This is a genomic window from Serratia sp. CY47280 (assembly GCF_052168655.1).
Taxonomy (GTDB): Bacteria; Pseudomonadota; Gammaproteobacteria; order Enterobacterales; family Enterobacteriaceae; genus Serratia; species Serratia bockelmannii.
In genome coordinates this window covers 38,839-58,253 of sequence record NZ_JBJNMG010000008.1, presented here as the reverse complement: position 1 = coordinate 58,253, position 19,415 = coordinate 38,839, and the positions used below count along the sequence as shown (strand labels likewise).

General features: G+C 62.0%; 18 protein-coding genes. 11 read left to right on the top strand and 7 right to left on the bottom strand.

Annotated features, from left to right (window positions below; translation table 11 throughout):
• The first annotated feature begins 238 nt into the window (after positions 1 to 238).
• From uspA to ACJ8J4_RS22110, 8 genes are all read left to right on the top strand, one after another.
• The gene (gene uspA, locus ACJ8J4_RS22145; protein WP_004930988.1) at positions 239 to 676 is read left to right on the top strand and encodes a universal stress protein UspA; all 438 of its coding nucleotides are present in this window, start codon (positions 239 to 241) and stop codon (positions 674 to 676) included.
• A gap of 199 nt (positions 677 to 875) precedes the next feature.
• Positions 876 to 2,219, top strand: coding sequence for an NADP-specific glutamate dehydrogenase (gdhA, locus tag ACJ8J4_RS22140; protein WP_043139067.1), 1,344 nt, complete (start codon positions 876 to 878; stop codon positions 2,217 to 2,219).
• 329 nt (positions 2,220 to 2,548) lie between these two features.
• Positions 2,549 to 3,535, top strand: a complete 987-nt coding sequence (locus ACJ8J4_RS22135; RefSeq protein ID WP_025304608.1) for an autoinducer 2 ABC transporter substrate-binding protein — start codon at positions 2,549 to 2,551, stop codon at positions 3,533 to 3,535.
• Positions 3,536 to 3,640: 105 nt separating this feature from the next.
• The gene (locus tag ACJ8J4_RS22130) at positions 3,641 to 5,140 is read left to right on the top strand and encodes a sugar ABC transporter ATP-binding protein (RefSeq protein ID WP_043139072.1); all 1,500 of its coding nucleotides are present in this window, start codon (positions 3,641 to 3,643) and stop codon (positions 5,138 to 5,140) included.
• Positions 5,133 to 6,122, top strand: a complete 990-nt coding sequence (locus ACJ8J4_RS22125) for an ABC transporter permease (protein ID WP_015379367.1) — start codon at positions 5,133 to 5,135, stop codon at positions 6,120 to 6,122. Before ACJ8J4_RS22130 ends, ACJ8J4_RS22125 begins: the two co-directional genes overlap by 8 nt.
• Before the next feature lies 1 nt (position 6,123).
• On the top strand, positions 6,124 to 7,077 hold the full coding sequence (locus ACJ8J4_RS22120) for an ABC transporter permease (RefSeq protein WP_025304610.1): 954 nt from the start codon (positions 6,124 to 6,126) through the stop codon (positions 7,075 to 7,077).
• Positions 7,078 to 7,087: 10 nt separating this feature from the next.
• Entirely contained in the window at positions 7,088 to 8,725 is a 1,638-nt protein-coding gene (locus ACJ8J4_RS22115; protein WP_442516108.1) for an FGGY-family carbohydrate kinase, read from the top strand.
• Complete coding sequence (locus ACJ8J4_RS22110; protein ID WP_049294970.1) at positions 8,725 to 9,324, top strand: KpsF/GutQ family sugar-phosphate isomerase; 600 nt, start codon at positions 8,725 to 8,727, stop codon at positions 9,322 to 9,324. Before ACJ8J4_RS22115 ends, ACJ8J4_RS22110 begins: the two co-directional genes overlap by 1 nt.
• Before the next feature lie 28 nt (positions 9,325 to 9,352).
• Here ACJ8J4_RS22110 and rsmJ read toward each other — a convergent pair whose 3' ends face one another.
• The 4 genes from rsmJ to ACJ8J4_RS22090 all read right to left on the bottom strand — a co-directional run bounded on the left by rsmJ (position 9,353) and on the right by ACJ8J4_RS22090 (position 13,151).
• Positions 9,353 to 10,099, bottom strand: coding sequence for a 16S rRNA (guanine(1516)-N(2))-methyltransferase RsmJ (rsmJ, locus tag ACJ8J4_RS22105; protein WP_442516107.1), 747 nt, complete (start codon positions 10,097 to 10,099; stop codon positions 9,353 to 9,355).
• A gap of 8 nt (positions 10,100 to 10,107) precedes the next feature.
• A complete protein-coding gene (gene prlC, locus ACJ8J4_RS22100; protein WP_025304614.1) occupies positions 10,108 to 12,150 on the bottom strand; it encodes an oligopeptidase A in 2,043 nt (680 codons plus the stop codon).
• A 118-nt stretch (positions 12,151 to 12,268) separates the two neighbouring features.
• Entirely contained in the window at positions 12,269 to 12,730 is a 462-nt protein-coding gene (locus ACJ8J4_RS22095; RefSeq protein WP_025304615.1) for an HIT family protein, read from the bottom strand.
• 16 nt (positions 12,731 to 12,746) lie between these two features.
• Positions 12,747 to 13,151, bottom strand: a complete 405-nt coding sequence (locus ACJ8J4_RS22090) for an ASCH domain-containing protein (protein ID WP_025304616.1) — start codon at positions 13,149 to 13,151, stop codon at positions 12,747 to 12,749.
• A gap of 135 nt (positions 13,152 to 13,286) precedes the next feature.
• On the opposite strand from ACJ8J4_RS22090, the gene ACJ8J4_RS22085 reads away from it, so the two are divergent.
• Together ACJ8J4_RS22085 and gorA are read left to right on the top strand one after the other, a co-directional pair.
• Positions 13,287 to 14,129, top strand: a complete 843-nt coding sequence (locus ACJ8J4_RS22085) for a 23S rRNA (adenine(2030)-N(6))-methyltransferase RlmJ (protein ID WP_004931012.1) — start codon at positions 13,287 to 13,289, stop codon at positions 14,127 to 14,129.
• 130 nt (positions 14,130 to 14,259) lie between these two features.
• Entirely contained in the window at positions 14,260 to 15,612 is a 1,353-nt protein-coding gene (gene gorA, locus ACJ8J4_RS22080) for a glutathione-disulfide reductase (RefSeq protein WP_025304617.1), read from the top strand.
• Positions 15,613 to 15,689: 77 nt separating this feature from the next.
• Here the strand turns inward: gorA and ACJ8J4_RS22075 are convergent, their stop codons facing one another.
• The 3 genes from ACJ8J4_RS22075 to ACJ8J4_RS22065 form a co-directional block, all read right to left on the bottom strand.
• A complete protein-coding gene (locus tag ACJ8J4_RS22075) occupies positions 15,690 to 16,256 on the bottom strand; it encodes a DinB family protein (protein WP_244590492.1) in 567 nt (188 codons plus the stop codon).
• A gap of 69 nt (positions 16,257 to 16,325) precedes the next feature.
• The gene (locus ACJ8J4_RS22070) at positions 16,326 to 17,177 is read right to left on the bottom strand and encodes a PhzF family phenazine biosynthesis protein (protein ID WP_060435210.1); all 852 of its coding nucleotides are present in this window, start codon (positions 17,175 to 17,177) and stop codon (positions 16,326 to 16,328) included.
• A 33-nt stretch (positions 17,178 to 17,210) separates the two neighbouring features.
• The gene (locus ACJ8J4_RS22065) at positions 17,211 to 17,840 is read right to left on the bottom strand and encodes a LysE family translocator (protein ID WP_043139101.1); all 630 of its coding nucleotides are present in this window, start codon (positions 17,838 to 17,840) and stop codon (positions 17,211 to 17,213) included.
• A 139-nt stretch (positions 17,841 to 17,979) separates the two neighbouring features.
• Here ACJ8J4_RS22065 and ACJ8J4_RS22060 point away from each other — a divergent pair, with 139 nt between their 5' ends.
• On the top strand, positions 17,980 to 19,329 hold the full coding sequence (locus tag ACJ8J4_RS22060; protein WP_099817027.1) for an aminotransferase-like domain-containing protein: 1,350 nt from the start codon (positions 17,980 to 17,982) through the stop codon (positions 19,327 to 19,329).
• Positions 19,330 to 19,415 lie beyond the last annotated feature (86 nt).

Here is a 19,415-nt window from a genome sequence, read left to right as displayed (position 1 = left end):
TAACGCTTATAATTCAAGCGGTCAGACCGTTAAAGCCCGCATAACCCATAGGCTTTTACGCCGCGCGGGTGTACAACGAAAGGTATCGGGCGGAGAGATTTTCGATGCGGCGCAGTGTGATCGCCCCAACATATCATTGCGTTATCCGAATGATACTATGGAACCAAAAGCGCCAGGCGGGTAAACGGAACGCCTGCTAACCCTTTTTAATCGGCATGTTTATGGAAGGAGTATTCTTATGGCTTACAAACACATACTGATCGCGGTGGACCTATCCCCGGAAAGCAAGATCCTGGTAGAAAAAGCCGTCTCGATGGCGCGGCCGTACAACGCTAAAGTTTCTCTGATCCACGTCGATGTCAACTATTCCGACCTCTATACTGGCCTGATCGACGTCAATCTCGGCGACATGCAAAAACGCATCTCTGAGGAAACCCATCAGGCGCTGACCGAGCTGTCGCAGAACGCCGGCTACCCGATCACCGAGACCCTGAGCGGCAGCGGCGATCTGGCGCAGGTATTGGTCGATGCCATCAAGAAATACGACATGGACCTGGTACTGTGCGGCCACCATCAGGACTTCTGGAGCAAGCTGATGTCTTCCGCTCGCCAGCTGATCAATACCGTGCACATCGATATGCTGATCGTGCCGCTGCGCGACGAAGAAGACGAATAAAGTAAGCGCTTGCTAACTTAACTACCCAACGCCCGCGCCCTGCGGGCGTTTTTCATGCCGCCACGCCGATTAATCGCTTGATAATCAACCGCCCTCCGATGATATAGTCGCTAAAGACACAACATCCTCCCCCGGGCATCACCCACACCCAAATCTATAAGAAATAGCGGGGGAAACTTAATGCGAAAAGGAGTTATCCATGGAATATGCCGTATCGGTAGAGTCTTTCCTGTCCTCGTTACAACGCCATAACCCCCACCAGCCGGAATATCTGCAGGCGGTGCGCGAAGTGTTCACCTCGCTGTGGCCGTTTATCGAGCGCAACCCGCGCTATCGCGAACAGGCGCTGCTGGAACGCCTGGTAGAGCCCGAGCGCATCATTCAGTTCCGCGTCAGCTGGGTGGACGATCGCGGCCAGGTGCAGGTCAATCGCGCCTTCCGCGTGCAGTTCAACTCAGCCATCGGCACCTACAAGGGCGGCATGCGCTTCCACCCATCGGTAAACCTGTCGATCCTGAAGTTCCTCGGCTTTGAGCAGACCTTCAAGAATGCGCTGACTACCCTGCCGATGGGCGGCGGCAAAGGCGGCTCCGATTTCGATCCGAAGGGCAAAAGCCAGGGCGAGATCATGCGCTTCTGCCAGGCGCTGATGACCGAGCTGTACCGCCATCTGGGGCCGGACACCGACGTGCCGGCCGGCGACATCGGCGTCGGCGGCCGTGAAGTCGGCTTTATGGCCGGCATGATGAAGAAACTGTCCAACAACACCGCCTGCGTATTTACCGGCAAAGGGCTCTCCTTCGGCGGCAGCCTGATCCGCCCCGAGGCGACCGGCTACGGCCTGGTGTACTTTACCGACGCCATGCTGCAGCGCCACGGCCTGGGCTTTGAGGGCATGCGGGTGGCGGTATCCGGCTCCGGCAACGTGGCGCAGTACACCATCGAGAAAGCGCTGGAGCTGGATGCGCGCGTGATCACCGTGTCGGATTCCGGTGGCACCCTGGTGGACGAAGACGGCTTCACTACCGAGAAGCTGGCGCACCTGGCGGAGATCAAAAACCAGCGTTACGGCCGGGTGGCGGACTACGCCCGCGAACGCGGTCTGACCTACCTGGCGGGCCAGCAGCCATGGAACGTGCCGGTGGATATCGCCCTGCCGTGCGCCACCCAGAACGAACTGGATCTCGAGGCGGCGCAGACGCTGATCCGCAACGGGGTGAAAGCGGTGGCGGAAGGCGCCAACATGCCGACCACCATCCAGGCCACCGACGCCTTCCTCGACGCCGGGGTGCTGTTCGCGCCCGGCAAGGCGGCCAACGCCGGCGGCGTGGCCACCTCGGGGCTGGAGATGGCGCAAAACGCCGCGCGCATCGGCTGGCGGGCGGAAAAAGTGGATGTACGTTTACAACATATCATGGCGGATATTCACCATGCCTGCGTGGAATACGGCGGTGAGGGCAAGCAAACCCACTATGTACACGGCGCGAATATCGCCGGTTTCGTCAAGGTCGCGGAGGCGATGCTGGCCCAAGGCGTGCTGTAATCCGTCGTAAAGGTGATCTTGTTCACACATCGATTAAATGCTTCAATGCCGGCCTCTGCGCCGGCATTTTTTTATGCCTTCACGCCATCAGAATGATGCAATCTAGTTAAATAAAAGTTAATAAATAGTTAATTAATGCCATTTAATTGGTAGTAAATTTACCACCACCAGATAATTAAACATTTATTTAACACTAAATACGCCAATATTTTACTTAAATGTGCGCAGATCACATTTCATTAACTTCAGCTACGCCCCCTCTTCCATTCCTTTGTAATCTGCAGCGGTGGAAAAACCGCCACCCCTACAGATAAAAAAAGGTACAGCTAATGAAATTTAACCTCGCATTATTAAATGCATGTGTGGTTTCTGCGTGCATGTTATCGACAACACCTGTGTTCGCCGCTGATAAGTATGAGATTGCCGTAGTCGCCAAAGTGACCGGCATCCCGTGGTTCAACCGCATGGAAGTGGGCGTCAACGAAGCGGCGAAAAAACTCGACGTCAACGCCTACCAGACCGGCCCTTCTACGCCGGATCCGGCCGCGCAGGTCAAGGTGATTGAGGATCTGATCGCCAAGAACGTCAACGCCATCATCGTGGTGCCGAACGACGCCAAGGTGCTGGAACCGGTGCTGAAAAAAGCGCGCGACAAAGGCATCGTGGTGCTGACCCATGAATCCCCGGACCAGCAGATCGGCCAGTGGGACATCGAGACCATCGACAGCGAGAAATACGCGCAGGCCAACGTCGATGAGCTGGCGAAAGACATGGGCGGCAAAGGCGGCTATGCGATCTACGTCGGTTCGCTGACCGTGCCGCTGCACAACGCCTGGGCCGACTTCGCCATCAAATACCAGAAAGAAAAATACCCGGACATGTTTGAAGTCACCTCGCGCTTACCGGTGGCGGAAAGCATCGACAAATCCTACGCCACCACGCTGGATCTGATGAAAACCTATCCGCAGATGAAGGGCATCATCGGCTTCGGTTCGCTCGGCCCGATCGGCGCCGGCCAGGCGGTGGCCAAGAAACGCGCCAAGGACAAAATCGCAGTGGTGGGCATCGCCATGCCGGCGCAGGCCGCCCCTTACCTGATGCGCGGCGACATCAAGAAAGCGCTGCTGTGGGATCCGAAAGACGCCGGTTATGCGCTGGTGACGGTGGCCGACCAGCTGTTGCAGGGCAAGGAAGTGAATAAGGACCTGTCGATTGAGGGCCTCGGTAAGGCCGACGTCGATATGGAACACAAAGTGATTCGGTTTAATAAGATTTTGGAAGTGACCAAAGACAACGCCAAATCGCTCGGATTCTGATTTTTCGCGTAATTTCGCCACACCGGGAAAGAAGTTAAACCCTCGTAGGGGCGCAGCGTTGCTGCGCCCAGGGCTTCGGCCGCTACGCAAGCACAGGTTAACGTTATGACAGCCTCCCCCGCATTTATCACCCTGGAGAATATCAGCAAGCGATTCCCAGGCGTGCTGGCATTAGACCAGATCAACCTGACGCTGAATAAAGGCGAAGTGCACTGCCTGGCCGGGCAAAACGGCTGCGGCAAAAGCACCATTATTAAAATCATCTCCGGCGTCTATCAGCCGGAAAAAGGCGCCAACATTTCGCTGGAAGGCAAACTCTTCCACGCCCTGACGCCGCAGCTGTCCGGTTATTACGGCATACAGGTGATCTACCAGGACCTGTCGCTGTTCCCTAACCTGACGGTGGCGGAAAACATCGCTATCCACCGTTACCTGCCCGGCGGCCACTTCTGGGTGCGCAAGCGGGTGATGCGCCAGACGGCGCTGGACGCCATGGCACGGGTCGGCGTACACATCGATCCCGAGAAAAAGGTGGAAAAATTGTCGATCGCCGATCGGCAGCTGGTGGCGATTTGCCGCGCCATCGCCGCCGAAGCGCGGTTGGTTATCATGGACGAACCGACCGCCTCGCTGACCCGCCAGGAAGTCGACGGCCTGCTGCGGGTGGTTAACGAACTGAAGGCGGCCGGCATCTGCGTGGTGTTCGTCAGCCACAGATTGGACGAAGTGATGGAAGTCGCCGATCGCATCAGCGTAATGCGCGACGGCAAGCTGGTGGGCACCTGGCCGGCCAGCGAACTGGACAGCCATGAACTGGCGTTCCTGATGACCGGCCAACGCTTCCATTACAGCCCGCTGCCCCCGCTGCCGCCGGCTGAACAAGCGCCGCTGCTCGAGGTGCGCAACCTCAGCCGCGGCGAAAAATACCGCAACGTCAATCTGGCGCTGCGCGGCGGCGAGATCGTCTCGATCGTCGGCCTGCTCGGCGCCGGCCGCACCGAACTGTGCCTCAGCCTGTTCGGCATGACGCGGCCGGACAGCGGCGAGATCCGCATCGAGGGCCGCACGGTGCAGCTGCACAACAACCGCGAAGCGGTGCGCCACGGCATCGGCTATGTGTCGGAAGATCGCCTGACGCAGGGGTTGATCATGGAGCAATCGATCTACGACAACACCATCGTCACCGTCTTCGATCGGCTGCATACCTCGCTCGGGCTGCTGGATCACGCCAAGGCGACCGAGCTGGTCAACCGGCTGATCCGTGATTTGAACATCAAGGTGTCCGACAGCGCATTGCCGGTGAAAACCCTGTCCGGCGGCAACGCCCAACGTATCGCCATCGCCAAATGGGTGGCGACCCAGCCGAAGATCCTGATCCTCGACTCGCCTACCGTCGGCGTGGACATTGCCAACAAAGAGGGGATCTACCAGATCGCTCGCGATCTGGCGCAGCTGGGCATGGCGGTGCTGATGATCTGCGACGAGATCCCGGAAGCCTATTACAACAGCCATCGGGTGATGGTGATGCGCAAGGGCGAACTGATCGCCGAATTCGCGCCGCACCAGAGTACCGAACAACAGATCGCCGAGGTGGTGAATGGATAAGTCATTATTGGCCCGCCTGGCCGGGCGGCACGAGTTTTATCTCGGCCTGTTGGTGCTGCTGCTGGCGATCGGCCTAAGCGCCGGCACCGATGAGTTTCTGACGCTCGGCAACCTGACCGACGTCGCCACCAGCTACGCCATTCTCGGCATTCTGGCCTGCGGGCTGTTCGTGGTGCTGATCGCCGGCGGCATCGACATTTCGTTCCCGGCGGTCACCGCCATCGCCCAGTATGTGATGGCCAGTTGGGTGATCCAGCACGGCGGCAGCTTCCCGCTGGCGTTCGCCCTGGCGATCGGCGTCGGCCTGCTGCTCGGGCTGGTGAACGGTTTCCTGGTGTACTGGCTGAAGGTGCCGGCGATCATCATCACCATCGCTACCCTTAACCTGTTCTACGGCCTGCTGGTGTACGCCACCAACGGCACCTGGCTGTACGGCTTCCCGGACTGGTTCATGAACGGCATCAACTGGTTCTCGTTCCAGGGCGCCGACGGTTACGACTACGGCCTGACGCTGCCGCTGCTGTGCCTGCTGGCGACCATCGTCGTCACCGGCGTGCTGATGAACCGCACCCGGCTGGGGCGCCAGATCTACGCCATGGGCGGCAACCGCGACGCGGCGTCGCGCCTGGGGTTGAACCTGCTGCGGCTGCACTTCTGCGTCTACGGCTATATGGGCATTCTGGCCGGCGTCGCGGCGGTAGTGCAGGCGCAGATCACCCAGTCGGTGGCGCCCAACTCGCTGCTCGGCTTCGAGCTGACGGTATTGGCGGCGGTGGTGCTGGGCGGCACCAGCATGAGCGGTGGCCGCGGATCGTTGACCGGCACCCTGCTCGGCGTGGTGCTGCTGGCCTTCCTGCAAAACGGGCTGACGCTGCTCAGCGTCTCGGCCTATTGGCACCAGGTGTTCAGCGGCGCGATCATTTTGATCAGCATCAGCACCACCGCCTGGAACGAAAAACGCAAGCTGCTCAAGGAGATCTGACATGACGCAGTTAACTCGGTTGATCCCAAGCGATCGGATCATTCGTCTGCAGGGCGCGATCATCATCGCGGTGGCGCTGCTGTTCGCCGGTCTGCTCGGATCGCGCTTCTTCAGCCTTGGCAACTTCCAGTCGATCGCCTCGCAGCTGCCGATCCTCGGCCTGCTGGCGCTCGGCATGGGCATCACCATGCTGACCGGCGGCATCAATCTGTCGATCATCGCCGGCGCCAACGCCTGTTCGCTGGTGATGGCGGCGATCATCGTCAGCCATCCCGACCAGCCGCTGTTCCTGGTGCTGGCGCTGCTGGCCGGCCTGCTGGTGGCGGTGGCGATCGGCGCACTGAACGGAGTACTGGTGGCCTGGATCGGCGTCTCGCCCATCCTCGCCTCGCTCGGCACCATGACCCTGATCACCGGCCTGAATATCCTGCTGTCCAACGGCGCGGTGATCTCCGGCTTCCCGGCGGCGATTCAATTTCTTGGCAATGGCGCCGTACTCGGCGTGCCGGTGGCGCTGATCCTGTTCCTGCTGGTAGCGGTCGGGCTGTGGCTGCTGCTGGAGCACACCACGCTGGGCCGCAGCCTGTACCTGATCGGCTCCAACGAGCAGGCCACCCGCTTCAGCGGCGTGAACACCGCGCGGGTGCAGATCGCGGTGTATATCCTGTCGGCGCTGCTCGGCTGGGGCGCCGCCCTGCTGATGATGGCCAAGTTCAACTCGGCCAAGGCCGGCTACGGCGAATCTTATCTGCTGGTGACCATTCTGGCCTCGGTGCTGGGCGGCATTAACCCGGACGGCGGTTTCGGCCGTATTCTGGGGCTGGTGCTGGCGCTGATCGTGCTGCAAATGTTGGAAAGCGGCCTCAATCTGCTGGGGGTCAGCAGCTACCTGACCATGGCCCTGTGGGGCGGCGTGCTGATCCTGTTTATCGCGTTACAGAATCGAAAAGCCTGAGGAGAAAATAATGGCAAGCTATTTTATTGGCGTAGATGTGGGCACCGGAAGCGCGCGCGCAGGCGTATTCGATCTCAACGGCCGCATGGTCGGCCAGGCCAGCCGGGCCATCGATCTGTACCGGCCGAAGGCGGATTTCGTCGAGCAGTCGTCGGATAACATCTGGCAGGCGGTGTGCAATGCGGTGCGCGACGCGGTCAACCAGGCCGACATCAACCCGATCCAGGTCAAGGGGTTGGGCTTCGACGCCACCTGTTCGCTGGTGGTGCTGGATAAAGAGGGCAAGCCGCTGACCGTCAGCCCCTCCGGCCGCACCGAACAGAACATCATCGTGTGGATGGATCACCGGGCGATCGCCCAGGCCGAGCGCATCAACGCCACCAAACACCGGGTGCTGGACTTCGTCGGCGGCATTATCTCGCCGGAGATGCAGACGCCGAAACTGCTGTGGCTGAAACAGCACATGCCCACCACCTGGGCCAACGCCGGCTACCTGTTCGATCTGCCGGACTTCCTCACCTGGCGCGCCACCCAGGACGCCACCCGTTCGCTGTGCTCGACGGTGTGCAAGTGGACCTATCTCGGCCACGAGCAGCGTTGGGACAAGAGCTACTTCCAGCAGATCGGGCTGGAAGACGTGCTGGAACACGACGCGGCCAAGATCGGCTGCGACGTTAAAATGATGGGCGAGCCGCTGGGCCACGGCCTGACTCAGCGCGCCGCCAGCGAGATGGGGCTGATCGCCGGCACGGCGGTGAGCGTATCGATCATCGACGCCCACGCCGGCACCCTCGGCACGCTGGGCGCCACCGGCGTCTCCGGCGAGGTGGCCGACTTCAACCGCCGCGTCGCGCTGATCGGCGGCACCTCCACCGGTCATATGGCGATGTCGCGCACCGCGCGCTTTATCGGCGGCGTCTGGGGGCCGTATTACTCGGCGATCCTGCCGGAATACTGGCTGAACGAGGGCGGCCAGTCTGCCACCGGCGCGCTGATCGACCACGTCATCCAGTCGCACCCGTGCTACCCGGAGCTGCTGGCGCAGGCGAAAACCCAGGGGCAGACCATCTATGAGGTGCTGAACGCCATTCTGCGCCGCATGGCCGGCGAGCCGGAGAATATCGCCTTCCTGACGCAGGACATTCACATGCTGCCGTACTTCCACGGCAACCGCTCGCCGCGCGCCAACCCGACGCTGACCGGCATCCTGACCGGGCTGAAGCTGTCGCGCACGCCGGAGGATATGGCGCTGCACTACCTGGCCACCATTCAGGCCATCGCGCTCGGCACCCGCCACATCATCGAAACCATGAACCACAGCGGCTACAGCATCGACACCATCATGGCCAGCGGCGGCGGCACCAAGAACCCGATCTTCGTGCAGGAGCACGCCAACGCCACCGGCTGCGCCATGCTGCTGCCGGAGGAAAGCGAAGCGATGCTGCTCGGCGGTGCGATGTTGGGCACCGTGGCGGCGGGCGTGTTCGACACCTTGCCGGAGGCGATGAGCGCCATGAGCCGCATCGGCAAGACGGTGACGCCGCAGACCAACCAGATAAAAAGCTACTACGACCGCAAATACCGGGTGTTCCATGAGCTGTACAACGACCACATGAAATACCGCCAGCTGATGCAGGAGGAGGCGTGATGCAGCAGGAATGGCGGCAGGCCGTGCAGGGTTGGCAAACCTACAGCCAGGAGCTGGCGCAGCTGGGCGAGCGCCTCGACGCGCGCACCTGGCAACGGCTGCTGGCGCTGCTGACCGACTGCCGCGGTAAAATCGCCGTCACCGGCGTCGGCACCTCGGGGATTGCGGCGCGCAAGATAGCCCACATGCTGGCCTGCGTGGAACGGCCGGCGGTCTACCTCGACGCCACCGGCGCGGCGCACGGCGATCTGGGTTTTCTGCGCGCCGACGATCTGCTGATCCTGATCTCGCGCGGCGGCAATTCCGACGAGCTGACCCGCCTGCTGCCGACGCTGCAGGCCAAGGGGGTGACGCTGATCGCGGTGACGGAAAACCCGCACTCCGCCATCGCGCAGGCGGCGCAGCTAACGATCGCCACCGGGGTGCAAAAGGAGATAGATCCGCTGAACATGCTGGCCACCACCTCAATTGTGCTGGTGCTGGCGATCTTCGACGCCGCCTGCGCCTGCCTGATGGCGCGCAGCGGTTACGACAAGGAGACCCTGCTGGCGGTGCATCCGGGCGGCGGCGTGGGGAAAAGTTTGCGGGAGGAAAACTGAGGGCCCGACACGGCGGGCCCGGCTGACATTACAGCGGCATGTAGATATCGAAACGGTGGCTTTTGGTCAGCGTGGCGGCGTGCGCCGGCACGTCGGCCAGCGGCGGCGCGTAGTCCGGGCGTTTCACCACCACGCGCTTGGTCGCCAGGCGGCGCGCCGGCTCCAGCAGGCCGTCGGCGTCATCGTCGCTGCCCACCAGCGATTGAAACACCCGCATCTCTTTCTTCACCAGCGCGCTTTTTTGCTTGTGCGGGAACATCGGATCGAGATACACCACCTCGGGGCGCGGGCTGAGATCCGCCAGCGCCGTCAGGCTGGAGGCGTGCAACAGCGTCAGGCGCTCGCGCAGCCACGGGCCGATTTCCGCATCCTGATAGCCGCGCTGCAGTCCGTCGTCCAGCAACGCCGCCACCACCGGATTGCGCTCCAGCATCCGCACCCGGCAGCCCAGCGCCGCCAGCACGAAGGCGTCGCGCCCCAGCCCGGCAGTAGCGTCCACCACGTCCGGCAGGTAGCTGCCCTTGATGCCGACCGCCTTGGCCACCACCTCGCCGCGGCCGCCGCCGAAACGGCGCCGGTGCGCCATGGTGCCGGTGACGAAGTCGACATAGATCCCGCCGAGCTTCGGCTCGTCGCGCTTACGCAGCTCCAGCCGTTCCGGCGTCAGTACCAGCGCCATCGGCGCATCGTCATCGGACACCAGCTGCCAGCGCTGCGCCAAAACAGACAAGGCGCCGGGATCGGCGCCTGCTTCACACAATAAACACACGCTCACGTGTCGGGTTATCCTTTAATGCCGTAATGGCGCAGCATAGCATCCAGCTGCGGCTCGCGGCCACGGAAGCGTTTGAACAGCGTCATCGGCTCTTCCGACCCGCCGCGCGACAGGATGTTGTCGAGGAAGGATTTGCCGGTCTCGGCGTTGAAAATCCCCTCTTCTTCGAAGCGCGAGTAGGCGTCGGCCGACAGTACTTCCGCCCACAGGTAGCTGTAGTAACCCGCCGCGTAGCCGCCGGCGAAGATGTGGCTGAAGGCGTGCGGGAAGCGGCCCCAGCTCGGCGAAGGCACCACCGCCACCATTTTCTTCACTTCCGCCAGCGTCGGCAGGATCTGCGCGCCTTTTTCCGGGCTGTATTCGAAATGCATGCGGAAATCGAACAGGCCGAACTCGAGCTGGCGCAGGATGAACAGCGCCGCCTGGTAATTCTTGGCCGCCAGCAGCTTGTCGAGCATGGCCTTCGGCAGCGGCTCGCCGCTCTGGTAATGGCCCGAGATAAACGCCAGCGCTTCCGGCTCCCAGCACCAGTTTTCCATAAACTGGCTCGGCAGTTCGACCGCATCCCACGGCACCCCGTTGATGCCTGAGACGCCGGCGGTATCGATCTGCGTCAGCATATGGTGCAGACCGTGGCCGAACTCGTGGAACAGCGTGGTCACTTCGTTATGGGTGAACAGCGCCGGCTGGTCGCCCAGCGGACGGTTGAAGTTGCAGGTCAGGTAAGCGACCGGTTTTTGCAGCGTGCCGTCAGCCTTGCGCAGGCTGCCGACGCAGTCGTCCATCCAGGCGCCGCCGCGTTTGTTTTCGCGGGCGTACAGATCGAGGTAGAAACTGCCGCGCAGCTCGCCGTCGGCGTCGAACAGATCGAAGAAGCGCACGTCCGGATGCCAGGTCTCCACGTCTTTACGCTCTTTGGCGGTGATGCCGTAGATGCGTTTCACCACTTCGAACAGCCCTTCCACCACACGCTGTTCCGGGAAGTACGGGCGCAGCTGCTCGTCGCTGATGGAGAACAGGTGCTGCTTCTGTTTTTCGCCGTAGTAGGTGATGTCCCAGGCGTCGAGCTCGTCCACGCCATAGTGCTGTTTGGCGAAGGCGCGCAGCTGTGCCAGCTCCTGCTCGGCCTGCGGGCGGGCGCGCTTGGCCAGATCGCTCAGGAAGCCGATCACCTGCTCCGGGCTTTCCGCCATCTTGGTCGCCAGCGACTTGTCGGCGTAGGTGTCAAAGCCCAGCAGCTGAGCCAGCTCATGGCGCAGCGCCAGCGTTTCCGCCATCACTTCGCTGTTGTCCCATTTGCCGGCGTTCGGCCCCTGATCGGAGGCGCGGGTGGCGAAGGCGCGGTACATCTCTTCACGCAGCGCGCGGTTGTCGGCGTAGGTCAGCACCGGCAGGTAGCTCGGCATGTCCAGCGTCAGCAGCCAGCCGTCCTGCTCTTTGGCCTGCGCCATCGCCTGGGCCTGCGCCAGGGCGCTCTCCGGCAGGCCGCTCAGCTCGGCTTCGTCGGTAATCAGTTTGCTCCAGCCCATGGTGGCGTCGAGCACGTTGTTGCTGTAGGTGGAGCCCAGCTCGGACAGGCGTGCGACGATCTCGCCGTAGCGCTGCTGTTTGTCCGCCGACAGGCCGATGCCCGACAGCTCGAAGTCGCGCAGCGCGTTGTCCACCGCCTTGCGCTGCGGCACGCTCAGCGTCTCGAACGCCGCGCCCTCTTTGAGGCTGCGGTAGGCCTGGTACAGCCCTTCGTGCTGGCCAACCCAGGTGCCGTACTCGGACAGCAAGGGCAGCGCCTGCTCATAGGCGGCACGCAGCTCCGGGCTGTTTTTCACCGAGTTCAGGTGCCCGATCGGCGACCAGATGCGCGACAGGCGATCGTCCGACTCCGCCAACGGCTGACACAGATTGTCCCAGGTGAACGGCCCCGGCTGCGCGACCACGCGCTCTACCGCGGCGCGGCAGTCCGCCAGCGCGGATTGCACCGCAGGCACGATATCTTCAGGGCGGATCGCCGAGAACGGCGGCAGGGAAAACGGGGTCAGCAACGGATTTGTCATAGGGCAGTCCTGATTAGCGTTGGGGCCCGCCACGGGGGCGAGCCTTAAAATGCGTATGAATCTCTAACATGGAGCCAGGCAACAGGAAAATCAATGCCCGGCGTTGATCGTTCGTGCCTTAAACGGCGCATTGGCGAATGCGGGCGGCCAGCGCCGCCAGCTGTTCGTCGTCGGCGCGCGCCGCGTCGTGGGAGGAGATATAGCCTTCGTAACGCGCGAAAAACTTCGGCGAGGTCGATTCGATCGGCCGCCACTGTTCCAGCGACGCGGTGCCGTGCAGCGGGATCAGTTTGGCGTGCACATGGTCAACGCCGTAGCCCTCGAACACCATGCCGCAGCGGCCGACGTCGTCGAACGCGCGATCCAGCTGCTTTGCCACCCGCTTGGTCGCCAGCATCAACGCGCTCAGCACCTCGTCCGGCAGGTCAAAGGCGTAGCTCGGGTGGTGCGCCTTGGGGATCACCACGCTGAAGCCGTCGGTGTTGGGAAAGATGGACAGGAACGCCAGATGGTCGTCGTCTTCCCAGATTTTATGGCACGGCGCCTTGCCCGCCACGATGTCGCAAAAAATGCAGCTCATCCTTTCTCCTTGTGATTCACAGCGTTTCAACCCGTTCGAATTCTTCGAACACCAGCCACATGTCCGGCGCAAAGCTCCCCTCGCGGGTAAAGAATGCCTGATGCCCCTCGCGCCAAAACGCCAGGCTTTTGTCGCCTTCGCCCTCTTTGGCCGCCATCTCGGCGGTCACTTGGTCGTAGCGCACCAGGCGCAGCGCCAGGGTTCTGATCACGCAGGCCGGTTCGCCGCGGCCATCGAGAACGATGCTGTAATCGCCGATCCGCGGGGTTTGTTCCCGACGATAGCTCGCATAGGAACTGCAGGTGGCGGTTTTATCCCCGCTCAGCACCAATCCCAGCAGTTCGTCGGCTAACGCCGGGCCGTCGCCGAACGCCCAGCGCGCCGCGTCGGGGTAATTCGCCAAAATCGCCTGTTTGCTCATCGTCCTGTCCCTTTCTGTTAACGTCTGCGGCAACGGAGTCCGGTTTTTCCCGGCCAGACAGTTTATACTGTGCAGATTATAAGCCTTATTGCATTGAATGCTCCGTCTGCGGAGCACAAGGAACCGCCACCCGTCATGTTAAGTTATCGCCACAGTTTCCACGCCGGCAACCACGCCGACGTGCTCAAACACACCGTTCAGAGCCTGATCATCGAGTCGCTGAAGGAAAAAGAGAAGCCGTTCCTGTACCTGGATACCCACTCGGGCGCGGGCCGTTATCAGCTCAGCGGCGAACACGCCGAGCGCACCGGCGAATACCTGGAAGGCATCGGCTTGCTGTGGCAACGCGACGATCTGCCGGAAGAGCTGGCGGCCTACATGAGCGTGGTGCACAACTTCAACCGTTCCGGCACGCTGCGCTACTATCCCGGTTCGCCGCTGATCGCCCGCCAGCTGCTGCGCCCGCAGGACAAAATTCACCTGACCGAGCTGCACCCGAGCGACTACCCGCTGCTGCGCAGCGAGTTCCAGAAAGACGAGCGCGCCAAAGTGCAGCGCGCCGACGGCTATCAGCAGCTGAAATCCCAGCTGCCGCCCCTGTCGCGCCGCGGCCTGATCCTGATGGACCCGCCGTATGAAATGAAGACCGATTACCAGGACGTGGTCAAAGGCATTCAGGAAGGCTACAAGCGTTTCGCCACCGGCACCTATGCGCTGTGGTACCCGGTGGTGATGCGCCAGCAGATCAAACGCATGCTGCGCGATCTGGAAGCCACCGGCATTCGCCGCATCCTGCAGATCGAGCTGGCGGTGAAACCCGACAGCGATCAGCGCGGTATGACCGCCTCCGGCATGATCGTCATCAACCCGCCGTGGAAGCTGGAACAGCAGATGAAAAACGTGCTGCCGTGGCTGCACAAGGTGCTGGTGCCGTCGGGCATCGGTCACCATCTGGTGAACTGGGTGGTACCGGAATAATCCCCATCAGGGCGCGGTTTGCCGCGCCCTGCGTCCACCTATCGCAGCCATCGACGCAATCTTTGCGACAAACCCCGGTCAGGCGTTAAACTCTTACCCTCTTCAAATTCACAACTCATGGAAATCCCAGATGACGAAACATTACGATTATCTAGCAATTGGCGGCGGCAGCGGCGGTATCGCATCGATCAACCGGGCAGCCATGTATGGCCAAAAGTGTGCGCTGATTGAAGCCAAAGAGCTGGGCGGCACCTGTGTAAACGTGGGTTGTGTACCGAAAAAAGTCATGTGGCACGCGGCGCAGATCGCCGAGGCCATCCATCAGTACGGCCCGGACTACGGCTTCGACACCACCGTCAACGCCTTCGACTGGAAGAAGCTGGTCGCCAACCGCACCGCCTATATCGACCGCATCCACAACTCCTACGATAACGTGCTGGGCAAGAACAAGGTCGACGTGATCAAAGGCTTCGCGCGCTTCGTGGATGCGCACACCGTGGAGGTGAACGGCGAGACCATCACCGCCGACCACATCCTGATCGCCACCGGCGGCCGCCCGAGCCATCCGGCTATTCCGGGTGCGGAATACGGCATCGACTCCGACGGCTTCTTTGAGCTGGACGCCATGCCGAAACGCGTCGCCGTAGTCGGCGCCGGCTATATCGCCGTGGAGATCGCCGGCGTGCTGAACGCGCTCGGCGCGGAAACGCACCTGTTCGTGCGCAAGCACGCGCCGCTGCGCAGCTTCGATCCGATGATCGTCGAAACCCTGGTGGAAGTAATGAACACCGAGGGGCCGAGCCTGCACACCGAATCGGTGCCGAAAGCGATCGTCAAGAACGCCGACGGCAGCCTGACGCTGCAGCTGGAAAACGGCAAAGCATTCACCGTCGACTGCCTGATTTGGGCCATCGGCCGCGAACCGGCGACCGACAACCTGAACCTCGGCGTCACCGGAGTGAAAACCAACGAGCAAGGCTACATTGACGTCGATAAGTTCCAGAACACCAACGTCAAAGGCATCTACGCGGTGGGCGACAACACCGGCGCGGTAGAGCTGACCCCGGTCGCCGTGGCCGCCGGCCGCCGCCTGTCCGAGCGCCTGTTCAACAACAAGCCGGACGAGCACCTGGATTACAGCAACATCGCCACCGTGGTATTCAGCCACCCGCCGATCGGCACCGTCGGCCTGACCGAGCCGGAAGCCATCGAGAAATTCGGCGCGGACAACGTGAAGGTGTACAAATCCTCCTTCACCGCCATGTACAGCGCCGTGACGCAGCACCGCCAGCCGTGCCGCATGAAGCTGGTGTGCGCGGGTAAAGAAGAGAAGATCGTCGGCCTGCACGGCATCGGCTTCGGCATGGATGAAATCCTGCAGGGCTTCGCGGTGGCAGTGAAGATGGGCGCCACCAAGAAGGACTTCGACAACACCGTGGCGATCCACCCGACCGCGGCGGAAGAGTTCGTCACCATGCGCTGAGGCGCAACCTCGCCGAGTTTCGGCGCGTAACAGGCCAGGCGCGAAAGCGTCTGGCTTTTTTATTTCTCTCGCTCGCCTCACCGCGCCTGGCGGTAATGATCGCGAAGAAACACCGGCAAATCGTTCGCCGGCGAGGCGAAGGGTACTTGATAGAGCATATCGCCGACAAAACCGCGATGATAGGTAGCGTGGTTGACGACATGCAGCACGATTTCCTGGCGCGTCATCCGGCCTTCCCCCCCGCCGACGAACTCGAAATGTACCACCTGCGCCAGCGCCTCGGGTGACCAGTTGTCCACCTGTTCGATATACCAGCGGTCCATTTCCTCCACCGCACACCGCAAGTCGTCAAGCGCAGGCGTTTGCTCGGTGTTGCGCGCCGTGTAGCCGTGCTTGCGGCCTTGCAGATGGTGTTTGAAGATATCGTCCACCACGTACACATGATTTAAGGTATGCACCATATTGCCAAAACGGGTCGGCCGCTGCCGTAAGGCTTCACCGGCCGGCAAGGACATCACGGTGTCAAAGGTCAGCGCATTCGCCCACGCTTTGTAACGTACCAGCATTTTCAACGTTTCGGTGACCGTCGTCGGCTGCGTAATATCAGCTTCGACAGGGGTATCGTTTGGTGGCATCGCAGACATACTGTTCACTCCTTATCATCGGATGAAAATCGATATTCCGTTCAGCCGCACACAGTGCGGCGACGCTTTCTACGCCGTGCCAATCCCTTGCAGCCGCCCTTCGACCTGAGTGCGCGTATTGCCGCCCACCCAAATCCGGCCGCTCTCGTCGCGGGTGATATGCACGCGCCCGTTGCGCCCACGGCAGCGGCCCTGGGCGGCGATATAGCCACCGCTGACCACGCCGCTTGCGAACAACCACTGGGCCAGCGAGGCATTGAGGCTGCCGGTGACCGGATCTTCGACGATAGCGCCAAGATGATCGCTCAAAAAGGCGCGAACTTCGAAGGCTGCGTCACCATCGGCATGTGGGCCGACGACGCCAATGTCCACTCTGCGCGGCCAGCTTCTCGCCGGCGTCAGGGAAAGTACCCGCTCAGCGCTGGCCAGCCGGATCCCCAGCCACCCCGGACCGTTATCGATCCAGGCGGCATCGAGCGCCTCCTCAGGCGCGATACCTAAAAACTGCAGCGCGTCGGCCAACGTCTCTTCTGAGGGCGCCCCGGAGCGAATCAACGGCGGCGCGGCAAAACACAGCCGTCCTGCCTCGCGGCGAATGCTCACCAAGCCCGCCCCGCATTCCTGGATGATCTCCGCCCTATTGCGCGGCATCCCCTCCGCAGTGAGCCAGGCATGACAACTGCCCAGCGTCGGGTGTCCGGCAAATGGCATTTCACGATCCAGGGTGAATATCCGCACCCGGTAATCCGCCTGGGGGTGCGTCGGCGGCAGCAAAAAGGCCGTCTCCGACAGGTTGAACCAACGCGTCAAACACTGCATGTCTTCCGTCGACAACGCTCCGGCGCCCGTGATCACCGCCAACGGATTGCCGGCGAGCGGCCCGGCGCCAAAGACATCCACCATCTGCATGCCAAAAACCATCGCTTCTCTCCTCAGGTTAACGCCGGGCGTTCATTACCCCCGCGATATCAACAGCTCCAGGCCCGCCAAAGCGAACAGCAGCGCAAGCGTTCCTTCAATCCAGCGCCTCACCCGGGTGTAAAACGCGATCATCGGCGCCGTTGAGAACAGCAGGGCATACCCCCCGAAAATCGTCACGCCGAGCAGCGCGCAACCGCCAATAATTGCCGGTAAAACCTGCTCAGGCGCGCCTTGCCGCAATCCCAGCGACATGATCGCCATCCAGGACATGATGGCCTTGGGATTGCCGAGGTGCATCAGCACGCCCTGCCGATAAAGCGCCCGATAAGGCCTCGCATCGCGCCCTGCGGCCATGCCCGGCGCCGCGGCGGACGTCCGTAACGCGGACTTTCCAGCGCGCAGCGCCAGATACAGCATATACACGCCGCCAACGATTTTGATGGTCCACAGCGCCTGCGCATACGTGGCCAACACGGCGGAAAGGCCGGTCGCGGCCAACATCGCCCAGCACAGCGATCCGGTCATCACGCCGGCGGCCAGCACCAATGCGGGCCTGCGGCCGTCACGCATCGCCACGCCCATGATCGCCATGTTGCTGGGGCCGGGGCTGGCGGTAGCGAGGAGATAGGCGCCGTAAACCAATGCAAGCTGACTGACCATCATGGAAAAACTCCGCTGACCCGCCTTACGGCCGAGCCGTTGTTGAAAACGCCGGGGCTCCTCACCAACATAGTATGTGTTACACTTTTCGCCTATTTAAATAGTGTCACGTGACACTATATTCTTTCTCCGGAGAGCGACCATGCGGCTTCAATCCCCCTGGCAACCCCGCCTGGCCAACGTGGAAGCCACTACCGTCGAACGGCTGGTGCTGGCGTTGGCTGACGACATTATCGAGGGCAAGCTGCAAGGAGGCGATCGTTTGCCGGCACACCGCCCCCTCGCCTGGCAATTGGCGATCGGTCTGGGCACGGTGACCAAAGCCTACGCCATCCTGGAACGACGCGGGCTGGTCCGCAGCGTGAAGGGGCGCGGGATGTTCGTGGCGATCCGCCGCGCCCGTGAAGAACGTGAAATCGATCTCTCGTCCAATGCGCCGCCGGCGATGCTGACTGACCGTTTGCTGGCACGCACGCTGGCCGGCATCGCACGGAAAATGGATGCAGATCATCTGAACCTCTATTCCCCTCCGACCGGGCACTTGGAACATCGGCGTCTGTTGGCCCGCTGGCTGGAAAACGCCGGCGTCACGATCGAACCGTCGCACCTGGCGCTGACCAGCAATGCCCGTCAGGCGATTTCGTTGGCATTTGACCTGGCCTGCGGGCCACGCGGGACGATACTGACCGAGAGGCTGACCTACCCCGGCGCGATCGCGCTGGCCCGACGTAAAGGCCATCGCCTGATCGGCGTGGAGATCGATGCGCAAGGCATGGTGCCGCAGGCGCTGGCGAGCGCGCTCGAGCGTGTCTCCTCCGGCCATATTGCGGTCTATCTGACACCGACGCTGCATAACCCGACGACCGCCACCATGAGCGCCGAGCGCAGGCGGGCTATCGTCGAGATATGCCGGCAGGCGAATGTCTGGATCATCGAGGATGGCGTGTATGCCCTAGGGCATTCAGCAGTGCCTGCGCTCGCGACGTTGGCACCCGAGCGGGTGTTCCATGTCAATGGCCTGTCGAAAACGCTCGGCCCGGGGTTGCGGATCGGTATGCTGACTCTACCGCCCGACATGCAAACCGCGGCGGAAGAAGCCTTGCAAGATATTCCCTTCGCACCTTCGCCACTGTCTTGCGCCGTGGTGGGGGAGTGGTTGTCCAGCGGCGCGATCGAGGCGATACCGCAAGCGTTGCGCCATGAGGCTCAGCGAAGAGTGCATCTGGCTACCTCGATATTCGATGCCGACGAATGCGTATCGCATCCCGACGCTTACCATGTCTGGCTGCCGATGCCGCACGAAACCGCCGAGTCTGTGGCCGCCGCCGCCGCGTTGGCGGGCGTTAAAGTCACGCCGCCGGCCGCGGTCATGGTCAATGACGGCGAAAGTGAATCGGGCATTCGCCTGTGCCTGGGTTCCCCCTCACTGGACGAGCTAACGGCAGGCCTGACGCAGCTGGCCCAGCTGTTGAAAGCACATCGGAACGGCTGACAAACGGAAGGGAAAGGTTACGCGCACGGGCCGACCGACCCAGACCTGTTCTTTTTGTGCGGTTTACTATTCCCTTCGCACCCGCC